Consider the following 15,281-nt stretch of genomic DNA (forward strand, 5'->3'; position numbering starts at 1 on the left):
CCCTACGACCACCGCATCGAGTACACCCGCGCCAGCAGATCCGAGGTCGGCAGCGCCAGCAGCGCCCGCAGCAGTCCCTCGCGCCCGAGCAGCCCCGCGCCGCCGCTCGGCCGTCCCGCCGCCATGTTGAGCTCGGCCTGCCGCGCCGCGCGCCGGGCCACCCGCATCCGCCGCCGGGCGAACGCGGGGAACGGCCCCGCCGCACCGCTGCGCACGGCGTCCGCGAGCAGCGGCGCGAGCTCGGCCGCGTCCAGCCAGCCCAGGTTCATCCCCTGTCCGCCGATCGGACTGATCTCGTGCGCCGCATCCCCGATCAGCACCACCCGGCCGACGCCGATCCGCTCGGCCGCGCGCCGCCGCACCTGGAAGCCGCTGAGCATCGTGCAGGTCGCCGGGTCCGGCTCCGCGCCGGTCCGCGCCCGCACCACGGTGCTGAGCGCCAGGGCGGCGGCCGGATCGGGCGCCGCATCCGGCCGCCACGCGGGCGCCACCAGATCGTCACCCGCGAGCGCCACGTAGCGCCGCCGCCCGCCCGGCAGCGGGAACGACTCGATCACGCCGTCCGGCCCGACGTCGACGAGCGCCGACGACGCCCGCGCGGCCGGCTCCGGGTCGGCGAAGTCGCCCATCACGTAGGAGTCGGGGTAGTCGCGGCCCGTGCTGCGGATCCCGAGCAGCTCGCGCACCGCGCTGCGCGCCCCGTCCGCGCCGACGACGAACGCGGCGCGCACCGTCACCGGAGCGCCGTGCTCGTCCGCCCCGGTCGCGTCGACGTGGTCGCGCCCGCGGTCGAGCCCGGTCAGCGTGACACCCGAGCGCAGCGCATCCGGCGCCACCTCGCGAAGCCGCTCGCGCAGGATCGACTCGGTCCGGTGCTGATCGAGGGTGACGACGTACGGATGCGTGCGCGACGCCCGCGCGAACGACAGCGCCCCGAGCACCCGGCGCCGGCTCACCGCGACGCCCTCCGCGACCCGGACGCCCTCGGCGAGGATCCGCTCGGTGGCACCGACCTCGGCCATCGCATCGAGCGAGGGCGGATGGATGCCGATCGCCCGCGACCCGGCGGGCACCGCGGTCCGCCGCTCCCAGACCTGCACGTCGACCCCGCGCCGGGCGAGCAGCGCGCCCAGCAGCACGCCGACCGGTCCGCCGCCGACGACCAGCACGTCGGTCCGCTGCAGGCTCATCCCCCCATGCAATCAGACGCGCGAGAGCGACAGGCCGGAGAAGAACGTCACCGCCCCGAAACAGCCCCGGCATCTGCGCTCCCTAGCCTGGCCACGGTCTCCGCGGTCGGCGCGGAGCACGACGCCGCTGAACGGGGCACACATGAGTGGGAACACGGTCCGCCGCGACGCGATCAAGGACGTCGAAGCCTACGTCCCGCCCGCGGTCGTCTTCGATCAGACCGAGGCGCCGGGCGAGATCTTCGGCTCGAACGTCTTCAGCACGATCGTGATGCGGCAGCGCCTGCCGAAGTCGGTCTTCAAGTCGGTCATGGCGACCATCGAGCACGGCGCCGTGCTCGACCCGCTGGTCGCCGACGCCGTCGCCTCGGCGATGAAGGACTGGGCCCTCGAGAAGGGCGCCACCCACTACGCGCACGTCTTCTACCCGCTCACCGGGCTCACCGCCGAGAAGCACGACAGCTTCTTCGAGCCGGTCGGCGACGGCTCCGCTCTGGCCGAGTTCGCCGGCAAGACCCTGGTCCAGGGCGAGCCCGACGCGTCGAGCTTCCCCAACGGCGGGCTCCGCAACACGTTCGAGGCCCGCGGCTACACCGGCTGGGACGTCACCAGCCCGGCCTACGTGCTCGAGAACCCGAACGGCAACACGCTCTGCATCCCGACGGTCTTCGTCTCGATGACCGGCGAGGCCCTCGACCACAAGACGCCGCTGCTGCGCTCGCAGCAGGCGATGGGCGAGCACGCCGTCCGCATCCTGAAGCTCTTCGGGCACGTCGCGCCCAAGCCCGTCGTCTCGTTCTGCGGACCGGAGCAGGAGTACTTCCTGATCGACCGGCACTTCTTCCTCGCCCGCCCCGACCTGCTGAACGCCGGTCGCACTCTCTTCGGCACCAAGCCGCCCAAGGGCCAGGAGTTCGACGACCACTACTTCGGCGCCATCCCGGAGCGCGTGCTCGGCTTCATGATGGACACCGAGCGCGAGCTGTTCAAGCTCGGCATCCCCGCGAAGACCCGCCACAACGAGGTCGCGCCGGGGCAGTTCGAGATCGCCCCGATGTTCGAGCGCGGCAACATCGCCGCCGACCACCAGCAGCTCCTGATGACCACGTTCAAGTCGGTCGCGAAGAAGCACGGGATGGAGTGCCTCTTCCACGAGAAGCCCTTCCTCGGGGTGAACGGCTCGGGCAAGCACGTCAACTTCTCGCTCGGCAACAGCGAGCTCGGCTCGCTCCTCGTCCCCGGCGACACCCCGCACGAGAACGCGCAGTTCCTGGTCTTCTGCGCCGCGGTCATCCGCGCGGTGCACCGCTACGGCGGGCTGCTGCGCGCCTCCGTCGCCTCCGCCTCGAACGACCACCGCCTCGGCGCCAACGAGGCCCCGCCCGCGATCATCTCGATCTTCCTCGGCGACCAGCTCGCGGACGTCTTCGAGCAGCTCGCGAAGGGCCCGGCGACCTCGTCCAAGGGGCGCGGCGCGATGCAGATCGGCGTCGACACCCTGCCGATCCTCCCGACCGACCCGGGCGACCGCAACCGCACCAGCCCGTTCGCCTTCACCGGCAACCGCTTCGAGTTCCGCGCGCCGGGCTCGATGCAGTCGGTCGCCGGCCCGATGGTGACGATCGCCACGATCATGGCGGAGTCGCTCGACTTCGCGGCGACCGAGCTCGAGACCGCGGTCGCCGCCGGCACCGACTTCGACACCGCGGTGCAGGACCTCCTGACCGCGATCATCACCGAGCACGGCGCGGTCGTCTTCAACGGCGACGGCTACGCGGACGCCTGGCCGATCGAGGCCGAGAAGCGCGGGCTCGCCAACCTGCGCACGACGCTCGACGCCCTGCCCGAGCTGATCACCGACTCCGCCCTCGAGCTCTTCGAGAAGTACAGGGTCTTCAACCACCGCGAGATGCACAGCCGCTACGAGATCGGCCTCGAGCAGTACGCGCTCTCGGTCGGTGTCGAGGCGCGGTTGACGCTCGAGATGGGCACGACCTCGATCCTGCCGGCCGCCGTGCGGCACCAGACCGAGGTCGCGCTGAACGTCGGCGCGCTCAAGGCCGCCGGAGTCGAGCCGGATCTCGCGCCGCTGCACGAAGTCAGCGCGCCGATCGCCGACCTGCGCACGGCGCTCGCCACCCTGAAGGACGCGCTCGCGGCGGAGCCGGGCCACACGGCGCTCGCCGAGGCGGAGCACGCCCGCGCCGCGCTGATCCCGGCGATGGCGGCGGTCCGCGAGGCGGCCGACACCATCGAGGGGCTCATCGCCGACGACCTGTGGCCGCTGCCGACCTACCAGGAGATGCTCTTCATCCTGTAGCCGGGCCCGGCCGATCGCCTCGCCCTGCTCGCCGCCTCAGCGCGCGCGGAGCAGGGCGAGGAACTCGTCGGCCATCGCCAGCTGGTCCTGCAGCTTCGCGCGGCGGAGCGACGCCTCCTCCTCGAAGGCGGCCAGTTGCGCGCGGATCGCGGCGGTCTCCTCCGGGGTCTCCGCCTGCTCCAGGCTGTCGACGACGCGCAGCAGCTCGGTCATCGCGTCGAGCGTGTAGCCGAGCGGCTTCATCCGGCGGATGAGCAGCAGGCGGTCGAAGTCGCGCTCGGTGTAGAGGCGGAACCCGCCCTCGGTGCGGCCGCTCGGCCGGAGCAGCCCGACCTCGTCGTAGTGCCGGATCGTCCGCAGCGACAGCGACGACCGGTCGGCGAGCTCGCCGATGCGCATGGTCGCCTCGACCTCCTCGGCCGTCAGCTCGGTGCTGCGCTCGTCCGTCATCTCGACTCCGTTCCGTCAACCCTCACGTTACGGTAGGTTGGTCCGTCGTGTCCGTCCCCACCAGCCCCACCAGCCTGCCCGGGCCCCGCCCCGCCGTCGCGAACCGCGCGATCACCGTCCTCGACGCCCTCCGCTCGCCGCGCCAGCTCTCCCGCGAGGTGCTCGCCGGCATGGTGACGACCCTCGCGCTCGTGCCCGAGGTGATCTCCTTCTCGGTCGTCGCGGGAGTGGACCCGATGGTGAGCCTCGTCGCCTCGATCGTCCTCGCGCTGACCATGTCGATCCTCGGCGGGCGCCCCGGCGTGATCACCGCGGCCGCCGGCTCCGTCGCGCTGGTCATCGCGCCGCTCGTCTCGGAGCACGGCGTCGAGTACGTGCTGCCGACGGTGATCCTCGCCGCGGTCATCCAGATCGTCTTCGGCTTCGCCGGCCTCGCCCGGCTGATGCGGTTCATCCCGCGCTCGGTGATGATCGGCTTCGTCAACGCGCTCGGGATCCTGATCTTCCTGGCGCAGGTGCCGCACGTCATCGACGTCCCGTGGATCGCCTACGCGCTCTTCGCCGCGACCCTGCTGATCATCTTCGTGCTGCCCCGCTTCACCACCGCGGTGCCGGCTCCGCTCGTCGCGATCGTCGTCGTGACGGCCGTCGTCATCCTCGCGAACCTGGCCGTCCCGGACGTCGCCGACGAGGGACCGCTGACCGGGCAGCTGCCCGGCATCACGCCGTTCCTGGTGCCGCTGGACCTCGCGACGCTGCAGCTGATCCTGCCGACCGCGCTCAGCGTCGCCTTCGTCGGCCTGATGGAGACGCTGCTCACCGCCAAGCTCGTCGACGAGATGACCGGCACCCCCTCGCACAAGGGCCGCGAGTCCTGGGCGCTCGGCGTCTCGAACCTGCTCGCCGGCTTCTACGGCGGCATCGCCGGCTGCGCGATGATCGGCCAGACCGTGCTCAACGTGAAGACCGGCGGCGCGCGCACCCGCCTGTCGACGATCGTCGCCGGCGTCTTCCTGCTCGCGCTGGTCACCGGGCTCAGCTCGGTGATGGGCCGCATCCCGATGGTGGCGCTCGCCGCGGTGATGATGATCGTCGCGATCAGCACCGTCGACTGGCACAGCCTCCGCCCCTCGACCCTGCGCCGGATGCCCGTGCCCGAGACGCTCGTGATGGTCGTCACCGTCGCGGTCGTCGTCGCGACCGACAACCTCGCGCTCGGCGTGCTGGTCGGCGTGATCCTGGCGATGATCCTCTTCGCCCGCCGCGTCGCCCACGTCATCGCGGTCGAGCGCGCCCTCGCCGACGACGGCGCGTCCGTCCGCTACACCGTGACCGGCCCGCTCTTCTTCGGCAGCAGCAACGACCTCGTCGACCGCTTCGCCTACTCCGACGACCCGGCCGCCGTCGTCATCGACCTCGGCCGCGCCCAGATCTGGGACGCCTCCACCGTCGCCGCCCTCGACTCCATCGAGACGAAGTACCGCGACCACGGCGCCACCGTCACCATCGAGGGCCTCGACGAGCGCAGCACCGGCTTCCACCGCCGCCTGACGGGCCGCCTCGGCAGCTGACCCGCGCCCATGCTGATCGGGCAGCCCGCGCAGCGGGCGTATCGAGATCCACCACCGTCAGAACGCGAGTCTGCAGCCCTGCCCCGCTGGCGATGGCGGGTCTCGAGACGCCCCTGCGGAGCTGCTCGACCAGCATGAGAAGGGGCGCGGCGCGTCCTCTCCCTCCATCAGCACGGTCCGGGTTGCGCGCGGGGGACCGAGTGGAGGAGCCTCGGAGGCCCCCGGAGTACGCTCGCGCGCATCCCTTCCGACGCTCAGCAAGGAGCACGACCATGACCGACGACGCTCAGGGCTTCACCCTCACCCGGCTGTTCGACGCGACGCCCCAGGAGATCTGGAGCGCGTGGACCGATCCCGACGAGATCGCCCAGTGGTGGCACCCGCGCGGGCTGACCACTCCGCGCGAGTCGGTCGAGGTGGACTTGAAGGTCGGCGGCCGCTACGCCTACACGATGGTCTCGACCGCGAGCGAGGAGACCTACCCGACCGGCGGCGTCTACCGCGAGATCACGGCCCCCGAGAAGCTCGTCTTCACCTGGGGCGAGCCCGGCGACGCGGACGCGCCCGTCGTGACCGTGTCGATCCGCTCGGCCGGCGAGCTGACCCGGCTGACGTTCGAGCTGGCCGGCGTCGACGGCGAGCAGGGCGACGACTCGTTCTACGACGGCTGGGACCAGGCGATCGACGCGCTGGCCGACCACCTCGATCCCGCCGCCTCCGTCGCGGGCTGAGCCTCCTCGCCGGCCCGCGGGGCCGTCAACCCCCTGTGGCCGACCGCGCCGCGCGGGGTTGTCTGGTGGGCCCGGTCTCTCCGAGAGGCGGGGAGAGACGGAGGCGCCCTTGAGCGCGCACACCAGCAGGAGCGGCGACCGCATCGCCGCGATCGAGACCTACGCCGACGACGCCGGCTGGCACAACCGCATCGCGGGCGCCGCCGTCCCGCTCACCCGCCACGACTCCCGCGAGGAGGCGGAGCGTCTCGGCGCCGAGATGGCGCGCCAGCGCGGCGGCGGCCACCGGGTCCTCGCGTGACGACCACCGACGAGAAGGGCATGTCGCTCCGGCGCCGCATCACCGGTCCGCTGCTCTACTTCTTCATCCTCGGCGACGTCCTCGGCGCCGGGATCTACGCGCTGATGGGCACCCTGTCGGCGGAGGTCGGCGGCGCGGTCTGGCTGCCGCTGCTGGTCGCCCTCGGCCTGGCGCTGCTGACCGCGGGCTCCTACGCCGAGCTGGTCACCAAGTACCCGAAGGCGGGCGGCGCGGCCGTCTTCGCCCAGCGGGCCTTCCGCCGCCCGATCGTCTCGTTCCTCGTCGGCTTCGCGATGCTCGCGGCCGGAGTCACCAGCGCCGCCGGCCTCTCGCTCGCCTTCGCCGGCGACTACCTCGGCACCTTCCTCGACGTGCCGGCCGTGCCGACGGCGATGGTCTTCCTCGTGCTCGTCGCCTGCCTCAACGCCCGCGGGGTGGCGGAGTCGCTGCTCAGCAACACGGTGATGACCGTGATCGAGGTCGGCGGCCTGCTGATCGTCATCGTCTGCGTCGCGCTGATGGTCGCGTCCGGCGGCGGCGACCTCGGCCGCACCGTCGAGCTGAGCTCCGAGCAGGCGCCGGTGCTGGCCGTGCTCGGCGCCGCGATCATCGCCTACTACTCCTTCGTCGGCTTCGAGACCTCGGCCAACATCGCCGAGGAGCTGCGCGACCCGAGCCGGATCTACCCGCGCGCGCTCTTCGGCGCGCTGATCACGGCCGGCGGCGTCTACCTGCTGGTCGGCCTGGCCAGCTCGATCGCCGTGCCCGCCGACGAGCTGGCCGGCTCCTCGGCCCCGCTGCTCGACGTCGTGACCGCGAGCGGCGCCGGTGTCCCGGCCTGGCTGTTCAGCGTCATCGCGCTGATCGCGGTGGCGAACGGCGCGCTGCTGACGATGATCATGGCCAGCCGCGTCACCTACGGGATGGCGAAGGAGGGGCTGCTGCCGGGCGTGCTCGGGCGGGTGCTGCCGAAGCGGCGGACGCCGTGGGTCGCGATCGCCGTCACGACCGTCGCCGCCGCGCTGCTGACCCTCGTCGGCGACCTCGCGACGCTCGCGCAGACCGTGGTGCTGCTCCTGCTGCTGGTGTTCATCAGCACGAACGTGTCGGTGCTGGTCCTGCGGCGCGACCGCGTCGAGCACGAGCACTTCCGGGTCTGGACCGCGATCCCGGTGCTGGGCGTCGCCTCCTGCGTCCTCCTGCTCAGCCAGCAGGAGCCGACGGTCTGGCTCTCCGCCGGGGCCCTGCTCGTCGTCGGCGTGCTGCTGCACCTGATCACCCGCCGCCGGAGCGCCCGCACGGACGCGTGACGCTTTCGGCCGGCGCTGCCCAGGGCCTGCTCAGGGCGCGGTGACAGGCTGGCGGGAGCCGATGACGGCGAACCGGACGAGGGAGCAGTACCCGGCAGCACGACAAGACTGACTCGAAGGAGTGAGTCGTCGTGTCCTGGATCGTCCTGATCGTCTCCGGTGTCCTCGAGGCCGTGTGGGCCACCGCCCTCGGCAAGTCGGAGGGGTTCACCCGCCTCTGGCCGTCCGTGATCTTCGGAGTCGGCGTCGTCGCCAGCCTGTCCGGGCTGGCCTACGCGATGCGCGACCTGCCCACCGGCACGGCCTATGCGGTCTGGGTCGGGATCGGCGCCTCGCTGACCGTGCTCTACGGCATGTTCTTCGGCGGCGAGGGCTTCTCGCTCGTCCGCACGCTGCTGGTCCTCGGGATCGTCGGCTGCGTGATCGGGCTGAAGCTGTTGCACTGAGCCGGTGCTTTCCCAGGCGACGTTCCGCGCCAGCGCGTTGCAGGAGAACGATCGTTCCCCTAGGCTCGGAACCCCAGGGAGAGCGCCGGTACGGCAGGTGCTCCCCGCCCCGAAGGAGGAACCATGCCCACTCGTTCTGCACGCACCGCCTGGAACGGCTCGCTCGAGACCGGCGAGGGCCAGGTCGAGCTCTCGAGCTCGAAGCTCGGCACCTACGACGTCTCGTTCCCCAAGCGCGCGGCCGACGACGCCAACGGCTCGACCAGCCCCGAGGAGCTCCTCGGCGCCGCGCACTCCGCCTGCTACGCCATGCAGTTCTCGGCCGTCCTCGGCCAGGCCGGCGGCACCGTCGAGGCGCTCGACGTCCGCGCCGACGTCTCCCTCGGCCCGGACTCGGCCGGCGGCTTCAAGCTGACCAAGATCGCCCTCGTCGTCAGCGGCGAGGTCTCCGGCATCGACGAGGCCGCGTTCCTCAAGGCCGCCGAGGACGCGAAGAACACCTGCCCCGTCAGCAAGGCGCTCACCGGAGTCGAGATCACCCTCGACGCCACCTTCGAGGGCTGACGCTCCTCGCCCACGCACACGAGCACCCCGTCGCGCATCGCGGCGGGGTGCTTCTGCGTGCGGTGGGGGATCTCGATACGCCCGCTGCGCGGGCTGCTCGATCAGCAGGAAGGGACCCCGCGTCAGGCGTCCGCGCGGTAGCGGAACCCGGCGCCGAGGTGCTCCTCGGGCAGGCGGTCGCCGCGGCCGTGCAGCTTCTGGCGGAGGGTACCCTCGACGTACTCGTCGGGGTAGGCGCCGCGGCGGCGGAGCTCCGGCACGATGAACTCGACGACGTCCTCGAAGGTGCCCGGGGTGATCGCGTAGGCGAGGTTGAAGCCGTCGACGTCGGTGTCCTCGACCCACTCCTGCAGGTGGTCGGCCACCTCGGAGGGCGAGCCGACGATGAACGGGCCGAGGCCGCCGATCGCGCCGAGCTTGGCGATGTCGCGGACCTTCCACTCGCTGCCGTCCTCGTTCGCCTCCTGGAAGTTGGCGACGGTCGACTGGATCGCGTTGCTCTTCACGTTGCCGATCGGCTCGTCGAGGTCGTACTGCGAGAGGTCGATGCCCATCCAGCCCGACATGAAGACCAGCGCGCCCTCCTCGCTCGCGTAGGAGAGGTAGTCGCGGTGCTTCGCGTGCGCCTTCTCGCTGGTCTCGTCGGTGATGATCGTCAGCAGCGTGTAGATCTTCGCGGAGTGGCGGTCGCGGCCGGCCGCCTCGAGCGCGTCGCGGATCCGCGAGACGGTGGCCTTGAGGCCCGCCTTGGTCGAGGACGCGACGAAGATCGCCTCCGCGTTGCCCGCCGCGAAGCGGATCCCGCGCGGCGAGGCGCCCGCCTGGTAGATGACGGGGGTGCGCTGCAGCGACGGCTCCGAGAGGTGGATGCCGGGGACGGTGAAGTTCTTGCCGCGGTGGCCGATCTCGTGCACCTTCGCCGGGTCGGTGAACACGCCGGACTCGCGGTCGCGGATCACGGCGTCGTCCTCCCAGGAGCCCTCCCACAGCTTGTAGAGGACCTCGAGGTACTCGTCGGCGACGTCGTAGCGGTCGTCGTGCTCGAGCTGGTCCTCGTGGCCCATGTTGCGCGCGGCGCTGGGGAGGTAGCCGGTGACGACGTTCCAGCCCACGCGGCCCTTGGTCAGGTGGTCGAGCGTCGACATGCGGCGCGCGAACGGGTAAGGGTGCTCGTAGGCGGTGCCGGCCGTGATGCCGAAGCCGAGGTGCTCGGTCGCGGCGGCCATCGCCGAGACGAGCAGGATCGGGTCGTTCACCGGGACCTGCGCGCCGTGCCGGATCGCGGCCTCGTTCGAGCCGCCGTAGACGTCGTAGGTGCCGAGGACGTCGGCGATGAAGATGCCGTCGAAGGTTCCCCGCTCGAGCAGCTTCGCCAGATCGGTCCAGTAGGAGAGGTCCTTGTAGCGCCAGGACTGGTCCTGAGGGTGGCGCCACATGCCCGAGGACTGGTGGGCGACGCAGTTCATGTCGAAGGCGTTGAAGCGGATCTGACGAGTCATCCCTCGATCGTGCCCAGAGTGGCCGGGAATCGGCACCGCTGTCGTCGCACGACGTCACAAAGCGATGCCCGTCGGACTGCACCCGCAACCTGAAACAGCGCGACCGCTGATTCGGGTTGTAGGATTAACCCGAAACAGCGCGCCCGCTGATTCGGGTTGTCGAAGGGAGCCCGATGACGTCCGAGTGGCCGGCGCACGAGTACGAAACGCGGCCCTGGCGACAGACCGTCCGGGCCGGCACGCGCGCCGACCGGATGCTCAGCGAAGTCGTGGTCGCCCTGCCGCCGCTGATCGCGGAGTGCTCCTGGGAGCCGCCGCCCGCCTCCCGGCCGGCGCTCGACGACGCGCGACACGCGGTCATCGCCCTGGACGCCGAGTACGGGAACCGACTGGGCGTGCTCGGTCGGCTCCTGCTCCGGACCGAAGCCGTCTCCTCCTCCAAGATCGAAGACGAGGAGGCGAGTCTGGAGGATTACGCCCGTGCCACCGTCGGTATCCGGGCGAACTCCAGCGCGACGTCGATGGTGGCGGCGGCCGACGCGATGACGGGCATGGTCGACGCCGCCGGCCGGACCGGCCTGATCGACGAGGCCGCGATCCTCACGGCGCACCGGGTCCTGATGGCCGACGACCCGGTGGACGCCCGGTACGCCGGGGCCTACCGGCCGATGCAGAACTGGATCGGCGGCAGCGACCACTCCCCGCGGGGCGCGGTTCACGTCCCCCCGCCGCCCGAGACGGTCCCGGCGCTGATGGCCGACCTGATCCGGTTCTCGAATCGGAGCGACCTCGACCCGATCGTGCAGGCCGCGATCGCGCACGCGCAGTTCGAGTCGATCCACCCCTTCACCGACGGCAACGGGCGCATCGGCCGCGCGCTGATCACCGCGATCCTCCGCCGTCGCGGGCTGACGAGGACCACGGTCGTCCCCGTGGCGTCGGCGCTGGTCGCGGATCGCGAGCGCTACTTCGAGCTGGTGAACGACTGCCGGGACGGCGCGCTCGCGCCCTTCGTCGACGAGCTCGCGCGGGCCTGCGCGGTCGCGGCGCCGGAATCGGCCCGGACGGCCGCCGTCCTCGAGGCGCTCCCGGCCGCGTGGCGGGCCGCCGTCCGGCCGCGCGCGGGGAGTGCGGCGGCGCTCCTCCTCGACGGGCTCCTCGACCACCCGATCGTCACGACCGCCCGCGCGGTCGAGCTGACCGGACGGGCGCCCTCGAGCGTCGGCGCGGCGATCGGGCAGCTCGTCGCCGTCGGGGTGCTCACCCCGCTGACCGACCGGAAGCGGGACCAGGCCTGGGTGGCCGTCGACGTCCTCGACGAGCTGGCCGACCTGGAGGACCGCATCGGTGCGGCGATGCTCGACGCGCAGTCGGGCTGAGCCGGTCGAGCTGCTCGCCCGCTACGCCAGCTCGCGGGCCAGGAAGCGCACGTGCTCGCGGATCTGGAACACCTCGCCGCCCTCGTGGCCGTTGAACGGGTAGACCCGGATCTCGCGCGGGCCGGCGTAGCGGTTGTAGGAGGCGTAGACGGTGGAGGGCGGGCAGATCTCGTCGAGCAGGGCGACGGAGAACATCGCCGGGACCTCGGCGTGCGGGGCGAAGGAGGTGCCGTCGAAGTAGGACAGCGTGTCGAAGACGAACGACTCCGAGCCGCGGTGGGTGCGCAGGTAGCGCACGACCTCGCCGTAGGGCATGGTCTCCACGATCCGCACGGCGTGGCCGATGTGGCTGAGGAACGGGACGTCGATGATCGCGGCGCGCGCCGACTCCGATTCGCCGAGCAGGCCCAGGACGCCGGCGACGGCGAGGCAGATGCCGCCGCCCTGGCTGCCGCCCGAGATCGCGACGCGCGCCGGATCGACGGCGGGGTGGGCCCGCAGCACGTCGAGCGCGCGGACCGCGTCGGTGAAGACGCGGCGGTAGAAGTGGTCCGCGGGGGACTCGATGCCCTGGGTCATGAAGCCGCTGACGTGCGGGCCGCTGCCGACCGGGTCGGGGGTGTCGCCGCCGCGGTGGCCGGAGCCCTGGCCGCGGGTGTCCATCACCAGGTGCGCGTAGCCGGCGGCGCTCATCGCGGTCCACTCGTCGACCAGGCCGCGGCCGCCGCCGTAGCCGATGTAGGTGACCAGCGCGGGGAGGGGCCCCTCGACGCCGCGGGGGAGGATCAGCCAGCCGCGGATCGGGTGGCCGCCGAAGCCGGAGAAGGTGACGTCGAAGGTCTCCAGGAGCGGGAAGCCGGCGTCGACGGGCTCGAAGACGGGCTCGGTCGCGAGGCCGCGGGCCTCGGCGATGGTCTCGCGCCAGAAGTCCGCGAAGCCCTCGGGCTCCGGCAGGTCGGGCTGGTACTGCTCGAGGAGCTCGAGCGGGAGGTCGAACTGCGGCATCGCGGTCTCCGGGGTCGTTCGTCAGCGGACGCTCGAACCTATCGCGGCGACGCGCGTCCGCGGTGCCTGGGCGCGGCGTGGGAGTGCGCCGCGCGACGGAATTCCTCCCCTCCGTGGGCGTTCCCTTCTCCATGACCACTTACGGAATCATCGGAGCAGGCAACATCGGCAGCCAGGTCGCGCGCGCGGTCCTCGCCCAGGGCGACGAGGTCGTGATCGCCAACTCGCGCGGTCCCGAGACCCTCGCCGACCTCATCGCGGAGCTCGGCCCGAAGGCGCGCGCCGCCACGGCGCAGGAGGCGGCCGAGGCCGCGGAGATCGCGGTCGTGACCGTGCCGCTGAAGAACCTCGAGGAGGTGCCGGTCGCGCCGCTCGCCGGGAAGATCGTCCTCGACACGAACAACTACTACTTCGAGCGCGACGGCCGCATCGAGGCGCTCGACAAGGGCGAGACGACCACGAGCGAGATGCTGCAGAAGCACCTCCCGGAGTCGAAGGTCGTCAAGGCGTTCAACCACATCATGGCCGCGGACATCACGACCGACGGCACCCCGGCCGGCAGCGAGGACCGCCGCGCGCTCGCCACGTCGAGCGACTACCCCGAGGCCGTGCACTTCGTCACCGACCTCTACGACCGCCTCGGCTTCGACACCGTCGCGATCACCCCGCTGAGCGAGTCGTGGCGCGTCGAGCGCGACCGCCCCGCCTACGTGGTGCGGCAGAACCGCGAGGAGCTCGAGGCGAACCTCGCCAAGGCGCCGCGCACGGTCTGACCGGTCGGCCCCCGCCCCCGGTCCCACGGGAGGGGGGCAGCGCCTGCGACACTGGAGCGAGACCCACCGCGCACCAGTGAGCCCGCCGGCTCCGAGAGGAGAGGTCCGCGCATGCCCCCCGAGATCTATCGTTTTCCGCCTCGACACGGCCTCACCCGCCGCGGCGTCGTGCTCGGCGGCCTCGCCGTCCTGCCGCTGCTGAGCGCCTGCACCTTCGACTCCGCGTCCCCCTCGGACTCCGAGCCGCAGGAGGCGCCGCGCACGCAGGCCGCCGCGCCCGCCGGTCCGGTGGCCCTCGCCGCCGACGCCGCGAGTGCGAGCGCTCTGCTGTTCACCGCGGCGCCGCTCGTCGTCGTGGTGGAGGACGTGCCCGCCTCGGTGCTGCTCGCGGCGCAGGTGAGCATCGCCTGGGGCGTGCCGCTGCTGGTCGAGGGTGCTGCGTCGACGGCGACCGCGACGGCCTCGCCCGCGACGTCCGACTCGCCGGTCGACGCCGAGCTCTCCCGCCTCGGCACCACCCGGATCCTCGCCGTGGGGGCCGTGGCCGAGCACGCGGGCGTCGAGTCCGTGTCCGCCGCGGCCGATGCCGCCGCGATCGAGGAGGCGACCGGCGTGAGCGTCGGCGCGCTCGATGTCGCGGGCCTCATCGCCCTCGCTCCCGGCGCCCCCGCTGAGCCGCCGATCGGCGCTCTGCCCGCGCGCGCCGAACCGCTGACCGGAGTGACCGCCCTCGCCCAGGCCTCCGACGTCGCGGCCGTCGCGAACGCGCGCGCGGTCGGCGTGCTGGTGACCCTCGTCGACGACTCCGTCACCGACCTCCTCGCCTCGGGGCCGGCCGTCACCGCGATCGCCGACGCGGGCGCCTCCTGCACTCTGCTGCTCGGACCGGTGCTCGCCGCGCAGTCGCTGCCGGAGTGGTCGGTACGCGCCGCCGCGAGCGGCTGGCAGCTGCCCGGCGGCGGGCAGCGCCTCTTCGGCGGGCACCTCTACGTCGCGATCTACGGCACGCCCGGCGCTCCCGTCCTCGGCGTGCTGGGCGAGCAGGGCCTCGATGCCACGATCGCGCGGGCGGAGGCGGTGGCCGAGCCGTACCGCTCGCTCACCGATCTGCAGGTGGTGCCGAGCCTCGAGATCATCACCACCGTCGCGGCGGGCAGCGCCGGCGGCGACGGCGACTACTCCAACGAGCTCGAGCCGTCGGGCATCCGCCCTTACATCGACGCGGCCGCCGCGGCGGGCATGTACGTCGTGCTCGACCTGCAGCCGGGTCGCTCCGACTTCCTCAGCCAGGCGCAGGCCTACGAGGAGCTGCTGCGCCTCCCGAACGTCGGCCTCGCGCTCGATCCGGAGTGGCGGCTCGCTCCCGACGAGGTGCCGCTCGCGCAGATCGGCCGCGTCCAGGCCGCCGAGGTCGACAGCGTCTCGAGCTGGCTCGCGGACCTCGTGCAGCGCGAGGGCCTGCCGCCGAAGATGTTCGTGCTGCACCAGTTCCGGCTGTCGATGCTGCAGGACCGCGACAGCATCCGCCGCGACCGCCCCGAGCTCGAGTTCCTCATCCACGTCGACGGACAGGGCGGCCAGCCCGACAAGCAGGCCACCTGGAACGCCCTGCACGAGGGCGCCCCCGAGGGCATCGCCTGGGGCTGGAAGAACTTCTACGACGAGGACCTCCCGATGCTGACCCCCGCCGAGACCATGGCCCAGGTAGCCCCCCTCCCCGACCTCGTGACGTACCAGTAGCC

Annotated in this window: 14 protein-coding genes and 1 riboswitch; of the genes, 10 read left to right on the forward strand and 4 right to left on the reverse strand. The window is 72.3% G+C overall.

The annotated features are described in order from the left end of the window. Positions 1–2: 2 nt before the first annotated feature. The gene (locus C1I64_RS17970; protein ID WP_244209524.1) at positions 3–1,190 is read right to left on the reverse strand and encodes an FAD-dependent oxidoreductase; all 1,188 of its coding nucleotides are present in this window, start codon (positions 1,188–1,190) and stop codon (positions 3–5) included. 142 nt (positions 1,191–1,332) lie between these two features. On the opposite strand from C1I64_RS17970, the gene C1I64_RS17975 reads away from it, so the two are divergent. Further along, a complete protein-coding gene (locus C1I64_RS17975; protein WP_127888167.1) occupies positions 1,333–3,510 on the forward strand; it encodes a glutamine synthetase III family protein in 2,178 nt (725 codons plus the stop codon). Positions 3,511–3,546: 36 nt separating this feature from the next. Here the strand turns inward: C1I64_RS17975 and C1I64_RS17980 are convergent, their stop codons facing one another. Further along, positions 3,547–3,960 carry a MerR family transcriptional regulator gene (locus C1I64_RS17980; RefSeq protein ID WP_127888168.1) on the reverse strand — a complete coding sequence of 138 codons (414 nt, stop codon included), beginning with the start codon at positions 3,958–3,960 and terminating at the stop codon, positions 3,547–3,549. 74 nt (positions 3,961–4,034) lie between these two features. On the opposite strand from C1I64_RS17980, the gene C1I64_RS17985 reads away from it, so the two are divergent. From C1I64_RS17985 to C1I64_RS18010, 6 genes are all read left to right on the forward strand, one after another. After that, entirely contained in the window at positions 4,035–5,531 is a 1,497-nt protein-coding gene (locus C1I64_RS17985; protein WP_243732977.1) for a SulP family inorganic anion transporter, read from the forward strand. Between the two features lie 272 nt (positions 5,532–5,803). Beyond that, complete coding sequence (locus C1I64_RS17990) at positions 5,804–6,262, forward strand: SRPBCC family protein (RefSeq protein ID WP_123444483.1); 459 nt, start codon at positions 5,804–5,806, stop codon at positions 6,260–6,262. Positions 6,263–6,371: 109 nt separating this feature from the next. After that, the gene (locus C1I64_RS17995; RefSeq protein WP_123734642.1) at positions 6,372–6,563 is read left to right on the forward strand and encodes a DUF2188 domain-containing protein; all 192 of its coding nucleotides are present in this window, start codon (positions 6,372–6,374) and stop codon (positions 6,561–6,563) included. A gap of 20 nt (positions 6,564–6,583) precedes the next feature. Beyond that, on the forward strand, positions 6,584–7,873 hold the full coding sequence (locus C1I64_RS18000; RefSeq protein ID WP_127888631.1) for an APC family permease: 1,290 nt from the start codon (positions 6,584–6,586) through the stop codon (positions 7,871–7,873). 52 nt (positions 7,874–7,925) lie between these two features. Beyond that, a riboswitch (guanidine-III (ykkC-III) riboswitch) is annotated at positions 7,926–7,991 on the forward strand. Positions 7,992–8,004: 13 nt separating this feature from the next. Next, positions 8,005–8,319: a DMT family transporter gene (locus C1I64_RS18005; RefSeq protein ID WP_123444485.1), complete on the forward strand. Its 315-nt coding sequence runs from the start codon at positions 8,005–8,007 to the stop codon at positions 8,317–8,319. 123 nt (positions 8,320–8,442) lie between these two features. Then, complete coding sequence (locus tag C1I64_RS18010; protein ID WP_123444486.1) at positions 8,443–8,883, forward strand: OsmC family peroxiredoxin; 441 nt, start codon at positions 8,443–8,445, stop codon at positions 8,881–8,883. 122 nt (positions 8,884–9,005) lie between these two features. Here the strand turns inward: C1I64_RS18010 and C1I64_RS18015 are convergent, their stop codons facing one another. Continuing rightward, the gene (locus C1I64_RS18015; RefSeq protein WP_123705756.1) at positions 9,006–10,382 is read right to left on the reverse strand and encodes an LLM class flavin-dependent oxidoreductase; all 1,377 of its coding nucleotides are present in this window, start codon (positions 10,380–10,382) and stop codon (positions 9,006–9,008) included. 173 nt (positions 10,383–10,555) lie between these two features. On the opposite strand from C1I64_RS18015, the gene C1I64_RS18020 reads away from it, so the two are divergent. Further along, positions 10,556–11,761 carry a Fic family protein gene (locus tag C1I64_RS18020; RefSeq protein WP_127888169.1) on the forward strand — a complete coding sequence of 402 codons (1,206 nt, stop codon included), beginning with the start codon at positions 10,556–10,558 and terminating at the stop codon, positions 11,759–11,761. A gap of 21 nt (positions 11,762–11,782) precedes the next feature. Here C1I64_RS18020 and C1I64_RS18025 read toward each other — a convergent pair whose 3' ends face one another. Further along, on the reverse strand, positions 11,783–12,766 hold the full coding sequence (locus C1I64_RS18025; RefSeq protein WP_127888170.1) for an acetylxylan esterase: 984 nt from the start codon (positions 12,764–12,766) through the stop codon (positions 11,783–11,785). Between the two features lie 131 nt (positions 12,767–12,897). Here C1I64_RS18025 and C1I64_RS18030 point away from each other — a divergent pair, with 131 nt between their 5' ends. Continuing rightward, the gene (locus C1I64_RS18030; protein WP_123734647.1) at positions 12,898–13,539 is read left to right on the forward strand and encodes an NADPH-dependent F420 reductase; all 642 of its coding nucleotides are present in this window, start codon (positions 12,898–12,900) and stop codon (positions 13,537–13,539) included. A 111-nt stretch (positions 13,540–13,650) separates the two neighbouring features. After that, the gene (locus C1I64_RS18035; protein ID WP_127888171.1) at positions 13,651–15,279 is read left to right on the forward strand and encodes a hypothetical protein; all 1,629 of its coding nucleotides are present in this window, start codon (positions 13,651–13,653) and stop codon (positions 15,277–15,279) included. The last annotated feature ends 2 nt before the right edge of the window (positions 15,280–15,281 follow it).

The organism is Rathayibacter festucae DSM 15932, assembly GCF_004011135.1.
Lineage (GTDB): Bacteria > Actinomycetota > Actinomycetes > Actinomycetales > Microbacteriaceae > Rathayibacter > Rathayibacter festucae.